The sequence below is a fragment of the Myxococcales bacterium genome (genome assembly GCA_016706225.1).
Lineage (GTDB): Bacteria > Myxococcota_A > Polyangia > Polyangiales > Polyangiaceae > JADJKB01.
In genome coordinates, this window is sequence record JADJKB010000021.1 from 671,520 (window position 1) to 685,208 (window position 13,689).

Genomic DNA, 13,689 nt, shown 5'->3' on the forward strand with positions numbered 1-13,689 from the left:
ACCAAGCGCGCGCTCCCGGGCCTCAGCGTTCGCCCTCAGAGCGGAGCCAGCCGATCTCGCGAGCGGTCGCCGCACCCACGCTGAGCTCGGCGAGTGTCTCCGGTGGGCGCTCCGTGTTCGGGCCGAGTGCCACGTTTCGAGCCATCACCTCGGCGGACAGCTGTGGATACAGCGGCACCTGCTGCGGTGCGGGGAGACCGTCGGGCACGCGCGCCCGACCCACGGCGTCGTACTTGTCGCTGGCCCCCAGTGTGTGAAACAGCTCGTGCGTGGCAACGAACAAGGCGAAGTCGACCATCGATGCATCCAGCTCGACCTCGACGCTCCCGACCCGTCCACCCTGCTCACTCTGGCCCTCCACGCTTTTTCTGGCCTCGCTCTCCGGCGGACGGAGCACGAGGTAGATGCGACTGTCCGCCGCACGCCACTCGACTCCGGCGCGCTGATCGACGTCGCGAAAATACTGCCAGCTGTCCCAGGCATGACGTGCGAGATCCGAGAGCGCGTCACCCGCGGGGCTGGGCGGCGGACCGAGGACCGCCACCGGTCCGTACACCGTGAACTCGAACGGCCGGAGCTCGGGATTTCCGCCGTAGCGCTGCATCTCTGCCGCCAGGTGGGACTCGAGGGCGCGCGTGCGCAACCTGAGCTCCGCGACGGCCGCCGGTTCGACGGGACCGCGCTCCAGGAGCACGACGGCGACCTGCACCGAGCGTTTCCAGGTCGTGCGCTCCTTGCGCCGGCGCGCATCGTTGAACGCCCAAGTGAGAACGATGGCGAGGATGCCCAGGAGCACCGCAATGCGCACGCGTCGAAATGTCACGCGCGCTCCGCCCTCGGAGGCGCCCCCCAAGGCCTACTCCCACTCGATGGTGCCGGGGGGTTTGGTCGTGATGTCCAACCCCAATGCGAGCACACCCGACAGCTCGAGCACTCGGCGCATGTCGGCGAGCAGCGCCCCCGGCAACTCGGCGGGTTTCGCGGTCATGCCGCGCTCGGAGTGGATTGGCCGGACGACGATCAACTCACCGCTCCGTCCCCCGGCCTCGAGCGGAATCGCGACGGTTGGACACTGCCAAACCACGCGAAGTTGCCCGTGGTGCCGCAGCGCTTCCATCACGATGGCGTCCGCTTCCTGGAGCAAATCGAGGCGCTCCCGGGTCACCGTCGCCGCGCGAGGGCGCACCCCGTCGAGCTTCTGCCCCGATAGATCGAGCACCGCACGGTTGATGCCGGGCACCCGCTTGAACAACCGCGCCGCGCTCTCCGTCGCCCGCTCGAAGCTGACGTCCCCGGCCATCCAGACCGGCATCTCGTAGCTGCGAAGGTCCGCCTTCACGCCGACGGAGCGCACCGGCAAGAGGTGTCCGGTCAGCCCGGCAGGGCGCAAGATCTCCTGGATCAGTGCGTCGCTCTCCGCCGCGCCCTCGAAGCCTGGCGGCAGGCTGCCGTCCGAGCACAGGAGCCGAATGCCGAGCCCGGGACCGGGAAACGGATGCCGCCACAAGAGCTCGTCGGAAATCTGCAGCTTCGCTCCGAGCTCGCGCACTTCGGATTTGTACAGTTCGTGGAGCGGTTCAATCACACGCCCCTCGCGGATCATCTGCTCGATGATCGGCACCCGGTTGTGGTGGGTCTTGATGACATCGGCGCGCTTCGTGCCCCCCGTCTCGATCGTGTCGGGGTAAATCGTGCCCTGGCCCAGGAGCATGGCCTGCAGCCCAAGGCGTTTGGCTTCGCGCTCGAAGACGCGCATGTATGTGTCGCCGATTGCTCGGCGCTTGGCCTCTGGCTCCACCAACCCTTCCAGGCTCGCCATGAAATCGTCCGTCGCGTCGATGAAGTGCAGGTTCTTCGACACCCCGAGGGTACGCAAAGACTCCACGACTCGGCGACTCTCGTCCTTGCGCATCAGTCCGTTGTCGACGTGTAGCAGGTGCAGGTGGTCGGGCCCCAGCGCCTCCGCAAATAGCTTCGCGCACACCGTCGAGTCGACACCGCCTGATGCCAGCAAGAAGACACCCTGTTCGCCCGCTTGCCGACGGATCTTGTCGACCTCCTCTTCGACGTAGCGCGACATGGTCCAGGTCGGCTTGCAGCCGCAGATGTGGACGGCGAAGTTTTCCAGCATCTTTTCGCCGAATTCGCTGTCGTCCACCTCCGGATGAAACTGAAACCCGTATCGCTTGCGCACGTCGTCGGCGATCGCGGCGTTCCGATGCGGGGTCTCGTCGCCGGGGACCAGCGACGTGCCGATTTCTGCGAAGCCGTCACCCAGCGCAACGACGGTGTCCCCGTGGCTCATCCAGACCGTCGACTCCGGCGGGACCCCCGCGAAGATCGGGGAGGCGCCGAGCAGAGTGAGGCGCGCCGGACCGTACTCGCGCTGACAGTGTTCGACCTGACCCCCGTAGCGCTTGGCGACCTCCTGGTGGCCGAAGCAGAACCCCAGAACTGGCACCGGCAGGTCCAGGACCTCGCGAGTGAAAGCGCCCTCGTCGGCCGACGCGAGCGCCGGGCTCCCCGACAAGATGACGCCCTTGTACCCTGCGAACGCCTCGATGGGGTCGTCCGGCTGTCGGATCTCCGCGAGCACGTGCAGGTGTCGAACCTTGGTCGCGATCAGGTGGGCGTACTGACCGCCGAAATCGATGACTGCGATGCGATCGTGTTCGAGGTCGCTCATGACGGCGGAGGATGCCACGGACCCGCCGAGTGAGCACTAGGCTCGACTTGAGCAGTCTTGCGACGCTCAGATCGCGATGGGCATGAGCGGCGAAAACCCACTTGAACTACCGGCGAGGCCGGCGGATGCCTCCTCTGGCCCGGGATGAGTCGCGAATTTCTGGCAGGTGGCGCGCCGGGGGTAACCTCGAAGAAACCCTCTCGCAGCAGTGTTTCCGCTGCGCGAAAGCGCTCGGGTCGAGACAGAGCGCCGAACAGGGTGAACGTCGTTTGTCTTCCGGGACTTGCAAGGTGTTCGGCGCTCGCGCGGCGCGCGCACGGCCGAAGGCCGGGGGTTTGGGGCGCAGCCCCAACGTAAAGGTCCTACAACACGAGCAGCGCAAGCTGATCGGTGTTCTAGGGCGTGTCCTCATATTCGCCGACGCTCAGTCTTCCCGTAAACGTGCCCGTGCCCGTGCCCGAGTGCAGAGAAGCAGCCGGGCACGGGCACGGGCACGGGCACGGGCACGTGGAAGAGGACCACTCCCCGGGTTATGAAATGCGCTCTAGCGAGGCAAGACCGGTCGCCCCCTACTTTGCTTCCCAGCGCCCCTCGACCACTCCGCCATCCCGGGCCGTTGCCACGACCCGACCCACATCGGCAAAAACCCCGACAAAAGGCACGTTCCAGGCGTCGTTCTGCCACACACACTTCCACGGCAGCGAGCCGCCGGGCTCGTGCAGCCAGATGCTCCCGGCGCTTGCCGCCCAGATGCGCCCACCCACGTCGACCGCGACCGCGGCCAGGTCGGGACCGTCGGAGATCTGTAGCGAGGTCGTCGCGAGATCGTCGACCTTGATCACTCGCCCACCGCCGCCGACCGCGGCGCCGAGCCCCAGATCTGCGCGGCCCGAGCAGCCGGTGTAGAGCTCCGACTCACCCCCCGCGATCAAGTTCACTTCGAACATCAACGGGCTGTAGATGGCTGCGAATCCCTCGCCTGACTTCGATTTGTCTGCGATTAACCAATGTTCGTCGTCGATGCGAGCCAGCGAGTTGACGCGTTTCGCCCGGGAGAGCGCCGCGGGTTTCATCCAGCGTCGTGACGCCAGGCCGAACAGAAGCGGGGGCTCGCCAGGGCGCTCAGCCACGAGCACCGCGAGGTCTTCGAGATCGCCGCTGGCGTGGGTGAACGATACGGTCGGATCGTCGCTTCGCAGGAACCCGGTCGCACCGTCGCTCGAGTAGTGCGCGATGAAGGCGCCGTCACCGCCAATGAGCCAGGTACCCGCACCGACACGCTCGACGAAACGCACCGCCTTCGCGTCGGGCAGTCCATCGACCTGAACCGACACCCAGCCCGTTCCGTTCCAGAAGACCAGCCCGCCGGTCGTCGCGGCGAGCCCGCGCCCGTCGGCATCCCAGGCCACACAGCGCAAGATGCGGCTGCCCCCGGACTGATGTCGCACGCGCCAGGTCCAACCGAAGCGCATCGGCGCGGAGTAGTCCGTGATGCTCTCCAACCGCCGGCGCGGCGGGCGAGAACGGCGTTTCCCCGAGCGCAGTGCGCGCAAGATCCCCGACACCAGCTCCCAGCCGGTGGGTGGGCGGTGCCGAGGATCTGCCGCGGTTCCCCGGGCAATGATCCGGTCGATGGCGGCGCACGCGCCCGGCCGCTCCGCAAGCTCGGGACACAGCGCTTTGCACTTGGTGATGCTGCGCCGCTCGGCGGCCAGCGCCAGCACGGCGGCATCGATGACCGAACCACCCGAGAAGAGATCCTCTCCAGTCAGCAGCTTGAAGGTGATCGCGGCCAGGCTGAACACGTCGCTCTCGGGGCAGACCTTCGCGCCGCCGTGGCGCACTTGCTCTGGTGCCGCATAGCCGGGCGTGCCACCGGGAATGCCGGCGAAGGTTCCGGCTCCGCCCTGCGGGCGCGCGATGCCAAAGTCCGCAATCTTGAACAGCTCGTCGTGCCCGAAACCGCAACACAGCACGTTGTGCGGTGACAGATCGCGGTGCACGACGCCCACTTCGTGGATCGCCTCGAGCCCGCTCGCCAGGCAGGTCAGCGCGAGATCGGCGCGGTCCGGATCGAACGCGTAGCCCGTCTGTTCGACGCTGAACTCCACGCGCTCTTCCAGCGTCGTGCCCTCGGCCCCACCATGCACGTACTCGAGCGCGAGCCACGGCAATCGCAGCTCGACCCCGCCCTGCTCGACGTCGATGGCGTCGCTCGCGTGCAGTCGCACCACGAACGGTGTGGGCGGGACGCGCTCGTTCAAGCGCCCGAGCGCTACAGTCTCCTTCTCGACGGCCAAGATCGCCATCTCACCGGCAGCCCGCATGAGGCTCGGGCGCACGAACTTGAGGACGACGGGCGACTCCCCGTCGGGTGAACGTCTCAGGGCGAAGAACGCGATGGAGTAGCTGCCGGAGCCGACCCGGCGTTCGACGCGGTATTCCACCTCCGGCTGCGCGCGGGCACGCACGGTGGCCCCCTCGAGTCCGCGCAGGAGGTCGTCGTCGGGGGCAATGAACATGGCCGCCCGAGCATAACTCGTGAAGCGTTGGGCCGGGCAGCCCGCGCGCCCATCGGCTTCAACTGCGCGGCAGTATCACAGGCCGCGCGACTGACCCTTCAGCGGTCTTCGAGCGTCACGGGAACGGCGGGCCCATGATCTGGTCGAGCTTGCCCCCGGTCGCGTCGACGGGATCGGCATGCCGGGCCTCCGAAACGGAAGCGTGGCTGACGATGTCCGGCTTGATCGTGATGTCGAACTCCTTGCCAGTCGTGGGGCCGTGGCAGCCACCGCAGAAGTTGTTGAACACCTCGCGTCGGAACGACAGCGTCAGCCACTCGCCCGGGTAGAACTGGATCTCCTCGCGCTGATGGTGGAGCGTCGGCTTACTCTCACCTTTCAATTGCTGCTCGACGGCCAAGACGACCGGAAAACCCGCCGGAGCCTGCAGCTTCACAGAGCCGTCCGAGAGCAGTGGCACGGTTCCAACCTTGACTCGACGTGCGTAGACCTTTCCGTACTGGTCCTCGACGATGTACGGGCTCGGATCGTTCAAGCTCGTCTCTGTGTCCGGCGGCAAGCTGGCCCAAGCATCGAACGATTTCATGTCTTCGTTGATGTGCCGCCCGGAGCGGCTGCTCTGGAACAGCAAGCTGGCGATCATGGGAAAGTCCACGATCGTGAGCTGAAAACGATCGGTGCGCTTCTGGTCGTCGTCCTCGGCGTACACGACACCGTGGAAGACCGAGTCACCGCCGGGGGTCGTGCGGAACACGCCGCGGTCAACGCGGCCGTAGACCGCGACCGGCCAGATCTCGTCGGCGTTCGGATCCGAGAGACCGGCGAGTGGGGTGCGCTGTCGCGTGGATGGGTCGACCGCGACGACGTCGAAGTTGCCGCTGAAGTTGGCCAGGTCCACCACGTTGGCGGCGTAGCTCACCAGGATGTCGCCGTTCGGTAGCGGCGATGGATTGCGGTAAGCGCCCTGGGTCTTGGCGCCGACTTTCCCGGTAGCGGCCGGGTCGACCACGCTCAGCGACCGCTGGAAAAATGGCGTATTGCCGTACTCGACGGCATCCGGGTCCTCCGCGTAGTCGTCGGGATCCTGACTCACGTTGTCGGGTCCGAGAGACCGGTTGATCACCACCAGCGAACCCGCCAGGTGCGCTGCTCCGCGATCGCTCGCGATACCCACGAAGTTCTGATCGAGCAACTGCGACGTCTCGGTCAGCTGCAAGTGACCCAAGGTCGCGCGCTGCCCAAACAGCGGGTGGTAGTCCCCGCCATCCAGATTGATGCGACGCGCAGCGAGCTGATAGAACCCCGGCTGACGCTTCTCCGCCGTCATCAGCATCTGCCCGTTGATCTCGTATGCAGGGTAGAGTTCCTGGTTCGAGAGGAAGGTCATTTGCCTGATCTTGCCGTTCTCGAGCACGTAGATGTTGGCGTTCAGCTGGGCGGGATCGGCCGCCGAGCGATGCGGCCCCGGGAACAGGTGGCCCTTCAAGATGTTGCCGCGACTCGACGCAAAGGCCAGCGTGCCGTCCGGCGCGTACGCCGGGTCGAGGTTGTGAATCGCGAGACCGTTGTCCGGAAGGGGGGCACCCGCGGTGTCCGTCGGCGGGGCGTTGATCACAGGATCCGGCGCGCATGCCGAGCCGTCGGCGTTCATGACGTAGATCTTGAAGGGGTCGGTGGCGCCACTGCGCGCCGCAAACGCGATCTTCTTTCCGTCCCAGGACACGCCCGGGCGGCGCACATCAGCGCTGGTCGCCGTGAGCCCGCAGCCTGCGAGTAGGCTCTTCTCGCCGCCACCGGAGCTGATCGCGCCGGTAGCGTCCAGCGAAGCATCCACCCAGCGCAGATCGGCGCCGGGCAAGTACGTCTCCCAATCTTGCATCGTCTCCGGCTGCGTCACCGGAGCGCGCTTCACGAAGACGATGCCCTGGAGCGGCGGCAAAGCCTTCATGCGCTCCGCGCGCTCCTTCGCAATCCACGCGACCAGCACGCAGTACGGGGTCTGCGCGTCGAGCGGCCCGGTCTCCGCCGCGACCAGGTCACAGGCGCTCGGATCCCCGCCCTCAGCAAACAGGCTACCGCCACGGTGTTTGATCCCAGGACCGGCAGGGCCGGGAATCAGGTTCTTGCGCACGAGCCGCCCGGCGTTCGGATCCGGTGACTCCAGCGCGACCTGTTTCAGCACCTCCTCGTAGTTGTGGCGAGTCGAGGCGATAGCGAAGTGCCCGGCACTCGGCGGGCGCGGCCGAAACTTGTTGAAGACAGGCGACGAGTGGCACCCGAGCAGCACACAGCCGCGCTTGACCAGCATGGGCTGGACCCGCTTGGCGAAGAAGTCGAAACCCGCGTCGGCAGGAATGTTGGTGGGGCCACCGTGAGAGCTCGCCCACTCGAGCACCGCTTTGTAGTCGGCGTCGTCGGTGGAATCGAACACCCAGCCGCCCTCGTGGTAGACGCCGCCGAACTTTGGGCTCAACGGGCGGGTCAAGAGCTCGCTGAACTGCGGCGACAGCGCGACGTAGTCGCTCGCCGAGAAGTAGTTCCAGCGCTTCTGTTTGTCGGTCTTGCCGCACGAGAGCGGAAACGCCGCCTCGGTGGAGCCGTGACAGTTCCCCGCTGCGCAATTCTTGACGAGCCACGGGTTCACTTTTTCTACGAAGACCTGATAGTCCGGCTTCGTCGGGTCCGTGCTGGAGTCGAACAGCGCGTCTTTGCCGATGGCCTCTACGCACGGATCGCGATCGACCTTGGGCGACGAGGACTCGGAGTTGTTCTCGTTGGCTCCGCGATCGAGCCACTTCAGGATGGTCTGAAAGGCAGCCGACCCGCTGTCCAGGATCGAGCCGCCGGCGTGGGGAATGTCGGTCGTGATGACGGTGTCGGTGCCATCGTAGTGAGTCAGCTTGAGCGTCTGCGGCGCGACCGCCTTGGCAAGCAGTGCGGGCATGCCGTAGGGGCCATACTTGGCGAGCAAGTCGCGGCGCTTCGCGACCATCTCGTAGCTGCTCGTGTCCAGATTACCGAGAGCGTTCCCGCGCTCGTCTTGGGTGATGTGGCACTGAGACCCGGTCGGACTCGTCACACAAGAGCCAGTGAGGATGGGCGCGATCTTTCGATCGAAGTAGCTGCCCTCGGACTCGACCTTGCGCTGGCTGCAGCTCACGCTGCCCCAGAGGGCAGAGCCGACAATCAACAAGGCAGCGATGGGGCGGAAGTCCGGCATTGGGTGCATCTCCTCCTGACCTCCAATCTGCTCGTTTTGGGTACAGCTGGCGCTGACGGATGTCATTTCGGCGGATCGTCTTGCCGGGCCCCGACACAGGCGGCACGGCTCCAGCTACGGGCAGCTACGATGCGCCCCCAAATTTCGATGAATTAAGCTCGTAGCGGCCGCTGAATGTGGGATACCGGAGCACACCGCTGCCTTCGGATTTTGCGAGGCGATCTCCGAATCCGAGCGCTGGGACTGGGCCGAACAGCGAGGTGCACACGCGCACACGCGCACACGCGCGCCCGCTGCGTCCCGACGAAATCGCCGGGACGCGCTGGGCACTAGCGGACGGCAGACCCGTGCCTGTCAGGGAATGACGAGCTTGGGCGCATTGCCATGGCAGGTGCTCGCGTTGCAGCTGCCCGCCTGAATCGACGCGGTGTTCATCTTCTTGTCGCCGGTGGCGGAGCGCATGTGAATTTCGGCGCTCGCCCAGTTCGGTGCCGTGTTGCCGGCGACGGGTGCCATGAACAGTCCCTTGCTGTCGGTGCACGCGTAGATGAAGTTCGTGCCGTCCTTGATGCCGATCTCGACGCCGGGTGCGCCGGCGGTTGCAGCCGAGGTCGTCCACACGACCCCACCGAACAGCCACTCTTTGCCACCGCCCGCCGCACCGCCCGTCTTGTGGCAGCTCAGGCACTCCATGCCCTGAAATCCGCTGTGGCTGCCGGGCGAGGACTTGGTCGGCTTGCAGTTGGCATCGAACGCGTTCGGCCAGAACGACGCGCTGCCGCCGGTGCCGGTGCCGCCAGTGCCGGTGCCGCCCGTGCCCGTGCCGCCGGTGCCGCCGGTCGCCGAGCCGCCGCTGCCCGCCGCACCGCCACCGCCCGCCGCGCCGCCGCTGCCCGCCACGCCGCCGCCGCCCGCCGCGCCGCCCGTCGCTGAACCACCGGCGCCCGCCGCACCGCCAGTCGCCGAGCCACCGCTACCCGAAGCGCCTCCAGTCGATGCGCCGCCCGTTCCGCTGGTGCCACCGGTTGCGCCACCGCTGCCGCCACTGCCACCTCCGCTGTCGTCGCTGCCGCAGCCGGCAACCAAACCCAACGAAAACGCAGAAGCGAGGCTCAGGCACAATAGCTTGTTCATTTTTTGGGAACTCCTGTTTCAAGACAAAGGGGCGACCGCCCGCCGTGACTGAGTACCCGAAAGCTACCTACCCGAGGCAACTTCTCCGCGTGGCGCGTGCGCAAAATTAGCGCGCGCGGCCCGGACCCGGCGCTCAATCGACGCCGACGGGGCGCTCGACCACGGGCCGAGGCGGCCCGAGCGAGCTGCCTGCGGTACCTGCCACGCCAACTGGAGACACCCGGAGCGGACCGCTGCAGCGGCTGCCACGTGTTCCGACCGGTCAAGGGACGGGGCTCAGAAGGCTTTGCGGGTCAGACTCGTTCTGAGCAAGTTGAGCGTGCTCATCAACGTGTGAAACTGCTGGAGCACCTCGCGGGATGCCTCCTTGGCGAGCGCCGCGTCCTCGATGCTGCGGGTGGCCCCGACCATGGCGCCACGGATCAGGGTGCTGAGCTCGGTGTGAAACCGCTCCACCTCTTCCGGCGAAGAGAACACCAGCGTGCGCTCTTCCCCCTCGTATTTCATTCGGCCCCGCTGCCCACGGCGTGCGCCTCCGGGGTGCTCGGTTCGGCGTTCGAGCCCCCCTGTCGCAGCTCACCGGATTGAATTGCGATCGTCACCTTGGCCATCGCCGTGTAGATGAACGCACCCAGCGCGAGAATGCCGATGTTCAGGATGATCTCTCCGGCGTTGGGCGCGTACTCCACGATTTCTCCCAGCGGATTGGGCACGAACCCAGGGAAGATCAGCCCCATGCCTTTCTCGGTCCAGATGCCAACGACGGTCAAACCGCAGCCCAGGTACATGAGCTTCGGGATCTTGCGCAGCTTGGGCACCAAGAAGATGACCGTCGCCGTCACGTTGAACGTCAGCGCCGTCCAGATGAAGGCCGGCAGCATCGCGTGCCCGTGGAGGCCGAAGTACAAATAGTACGCTGACGCCGAGTGCAACGACCCGGTGTAGAACTCTTGGAAGACCTCGCAGCCAACCAGGAACAGATTGATCGGCATGGCGATGCGCAGAACGTAGAGGAAGTAGTCGAAGACACTCTCCTTCACGTCCAGCTTGGTGAAGCGCTTGACCGTGGTGAAGAGGATGATCAGCAAGGCAGGCGCGGACGCTGCGGCGCTGATCAGGAACCTCGGTGCCAAAATTGGCGTGTTCCAGAACGGGCGGCTACCCAGACCTGAGAGCAGGAAAGCGGTCACCGTGTGGATGCTGACCGCCCAGATCATGGACAGGAACACGAACGGCACGTACATCAAGGCGGTCGGCTTTTTCCCGCGGTAGCGGCTGTAGAGCAGGTACCCAGGGATGTGCAGGTTCATCAGCAAGTAGCCGGTGAACACCACGACGTCCCAAGCAAGAAGTGAGCTCGGTAGGTTCAGGTAGCCGATGCCGGGCGTCAGGTGCCACAACCGGTCCGGGCGGCCGACGTCCGTCATGATGAACAGCAGACACATCGACACAGCGACCACGGCTAGGAGTTCGCCGAGGAGCACGAGCTCTTTGATGTCCTCCCGGTGATAGAGGTACGCCGGTACGACCAGCACGGCGGCGCCTGCGGCGACACCGACGAAGTACACGAAGTTTGCGATGCCAATGCCCCAGCTGACGTCATCGGACATGTTGGTGACGATCAGCCCGGAGTGCAGGGTGTGGGACACCTCGAGGCCAGCCATCACGATGAAGAGCAAGAGGGTCCCCATCCAGACGTAGTAGGCGCGACCGCCGACCACCGCGCAGCGGAGCATCCGCATCCAGTAGCTGATGAACTGTCCCATGCGCTCCCTCGTCACTCACCCGTAGAAGTAGAAAAACCTCGGTTCGGTCCCCAGCTCTTCTTTGAGGATCCAGACGCGTTCGTTCTCGACGATTTTGCGGACCTCGCTCTCGGGATCGGACAAATTTCCGAACTTGCGCGCTCCGGTCGGGCACGCCTCGTAACAGGCCGGGTAGCGCCCATTGCGCGTTCGGTGCAGGCAGAACGTGCACTTTTCGACGACGCCGACCGGACGAATGCGATTGGACAGGTAGCCCTGATTCGGATTCACGCGGTCCGGTTCGATCGACGGCTCCACCCAGTTGAATCGCCGCGCGTGATACGGGCACGCCGCCTGGCAATAGCGGCAGCCGATGCACCAGTCGTAGTCCACGACGACGATCCCGTCGGGCTCCTTCCACGTGGCCTTCGTAGGGCACGCACGCACGCACGGAGCGTTGTCGCATTGGTGACACTGGACCGGCAGATAGAACTTGCCCGGCTGCGGCACCCGTTCGGGATCGTAGTAAGCGGTCCCCTTCTCCAGGTGCTGCGAGCCGTTGTCCAGCTCGATCACCCGGATGTACCGCATTTGCGGATCGTTCGGCAGATTGTTCTCGCGCGCGCATGCCTCGACACAGCGACGGTTCCCGTTGCAATGGCTCAGGTTCAACGCGTACGCGAAGTGGACTCCCTCGAGCGGCTGGGGATCCGAGATGTTCACCTTCACGCCGGTCAGCGCCCGTGTGCGAGTCTCGAGGCGCGCGAAGATCTTCTTCTTGTCCTCGGCGGTCAGCTCCTTGTAGTGCTTCTGGAACAGCTCCTCGAACTCCGGGGAGTCCGTCTTGCAGCCTGGCGCACCGGCCAAGAGCACCGCGGCGCTGGCCGCGAGCTGCAGAAAACCGCGACGCGACGCCTCGTCACCGTGTTCGTCGCGCTCCGCCGACGGCGCGGCACCGTCCCCGGCGGAACAGGGACTCGGCTCGCGATAAATGGGCAGCTTCTTCGTCATGATCTCAGAGCGCCCGGAGGCCCTTGTGGGGCGCGGGTTTCTGCTCGGGTTTGAGCGACGGGTAACGCGGGTCGTGCGGGTCGTGACAGGCAGGGCAGGCCTTCTTGATGCGCTCGCCGTTCCAATTGCCGACGATTAGGCCGTGGGTGCCGTTGCGCCACGCCTCGAGTTTGTCGCCGTGGCACGAGGTGCAGATCTTGGGCGCCTCGTCGAACGACACGGGGTCTCCGGTGGCGGTGACGAGCTTGTCGATGTCCTTGCTCGAGTGGCACTGGTAGCACCAGAAGGCGTCTTCCCCGTGCGAGAACTCGTGGTTGCGCACCTCGTGGAACTCCTTGAGCTCGTAGCGCTTGGTTCGCGCGGCGCGGCCGGCGTGGCACCCGGAGCAGGGATACGCAGGGAGCATCTGGGAGCGCGGTTCCACGCCTGCGTTTCGAGCGTTGGGTCCGGGTCGCGCCGTCGCGCTCTCGCGCCGCCCTTCCTCACCGTGGCACGCGACGGCTGACAGCACCGCCACCGCGAGCACCGCCAACCAGCGCGTCACGGCTTGGGCTCCCTGGGGCCTGGCACTTCGGCGCTCGGTGTTGGACCGAGGGAGCTCGGGCCCGGCGCAGCGCTGCTGCTCGGCGGCGGCGGCACGAGCGGCGCAATCTTCTTGGGCCGCTCCATCGCTCCGGTGCCGCGAACGGGCTCGTCAATGCTCACCCGGCAGTAGCTCGCCGAAAACTCCCCCGCGACGCAGCTGCCGGTCGTGTCACGAAAACAGGCCGACAGCACACCCGGCAGCTTGAGATCGGGCCCGACCTCCTGAAGCACGATCAGCGCGTTGGCCTCACCCTGGCCTAGCCAGAAACCATCGTCCTGGATTTGATAGTGAACCTCCCACTTTCCGCCGTCCTGGACGGTGGTCGTGGTCTTCTCGGCGACGAGCTTTTCGCTGCCGACTCGGCGGAGCCACACGCTCGGCGGCTTGGCATCGTCGAGCTCACCGCAGGGCGTTTTCGACGCGGCGCCGTACAGCTTGATGTCGACCTTCTCGAAGCTCGGGCGAGCATCGATGTAGTAACGAGCCGTCTTGACCGAGAACTCCTTGCCGTCCAGCTTGCCGCTCAGCGCTCCGACGTGGATCGTGTCTTCGCTGGTCGGGGCGGGCGGAGGCTCTTTGAACGGGCCCTGGCGGGGGTGATGCTCACAGGCCACGAGCAGCGGCAGCACGCATCCGGCCAGCGCAAGCCAGCTGACTCCATCCTCCATCCGGGCACGCACGGCAGCCACGCGCTGCAACCGATGTGCCACTTCGGGCGCCATGATTAGGTCCCCGCAGACCCTCACTTCGCGTGACAATTGCGATGACCGACACTTGTGGTGCAG

10 protein-coding genes are annotated in these 13,689 nt (G+C 66.0%); all 10 read right to left on the minus strand.

Translation table 11 applies throughout. The features are described 5' to 3' along the window. Positions 1-22: 22 nt before the first annotated feature. The 10 genes from IPI67_27710 to IPI67_27755 all read right to left on the minus strand — a co-directional run bounded on the left by IPI67_27710 (position 23) and on the right by IPI67_27755 (position 13,614). Positions 23-823 (minus strand): hypothetical protein, encoded by an 801-nt coding sequence (locus IPI67_27710; protein ID MBK7583970.1) that lies wholly within the window; start codon positions 821-823, stop codon positions 23-25. 33 nt (positions 824-856) lie between these two features. Beyond that, positions 857-2,686, minus strand: a complete 1,830-nt coding sequence (guaA, locus tag IPI67_27715) for a glutamine-hydrolyzing GMP synthase (GenBank protein MBK7583971.1) — start codon at positions 2,684-2,686, stop codon at positions 857-859. A gap of 569 nt (positions 2,687-3,255) precedes the next feature. After that, entirely contained in the window at positions 3,256-5,208 is a 1,953-nt protein-coding gene (locus IPI67_27720; protein ID MBK7583972.1) for a serine/threonine protein kinase, read from the minus strand. A 115-nt stretch (positions 5,209-5,323) separates the two neighbouring features. Next, the gene (locus tag IPI67_27725) at positions 5,324-8,494 is read right to left on the minus strand and encodes a PD40 domain-containing protein (protein ID MBK7583973.1); all 3,171 of its coding nucleotides are present in this window, start codon (positions 8,492-8,494) and stop codon (positions 5,324-5,326) included. Positions 8,495-8,782: 288 nt separating this feature from the next. After that, positions 8,783-9,562 (minus strand): hypothetical protein, encoded by a 780-nt coding sequence (locus tag IPI67_27730; GenBank protein MBK7583974.1) that lies wholly within the window; start codon positions 9,560-9,562, stop codon positions 8,783-8,785. A gap of 276 nt (positions 9,563-9,838) precedes the next feature. After that, complete coding sequence (locus IPI67_27735) at positions 9,839-10,069, minus strand: hypothetical protein (GenBank protein ID MBK7583975.1); 231 nt, start codon at positions 10,067-10,069, stop codon at positions 9,839-9,841. Further along, entirely contained in the window at positions 10,066-11,304 is a 1,239-nt protein-coding gene (gene nrfD, locus IPI67_27740) for a polysulfide reductase NrfD (protein MBK7583976.1), read from the minus strand. Before nrfD ends, IPI67_27735 begins: the two co-directional genes overlap by 4 nt. A 39-nt stretch (positions 11,305-11,343) precedes the next feature. Continuing rightward, positions 11,344-12,318, minus strand: a complete 975-nt coding sequence (locus IPI67_27745) for a 4Fe-4S dicluster domain-containing protein (protein MBK7583977.1) — start codon at positions 12,316-12,318, stop codon at positions 11,344-11,346. A gap of 4 nt (positions 12,319-12,322) precedes the next feature. Further along, the gene (locus tag IPI67_27750) at positions 12,323-12,862 is read right to left on the minus strand and encodes a cytochrome c3 family protein (protein MBK7583978.1); all 540 of its coding nucleotides are present in this window, start codon (positions 12,860-12,862) and stop codon (positions 12,323-12,325) included. Further along, entirely contained in the window at positions 12,859-13,614 is a 756-nt protein-coding gene (locus tag IPI67_27755) for a hypothetical protein (GenBank protein MBK7583979.1), read from the minus strand. The genes IPI67_27750 and IPI67_27755 overlap by 4 nt, the downstream gene beginning before the upstream one ends. Positions 13,615-13,689 lie beyond the last annotated feature (75 nt).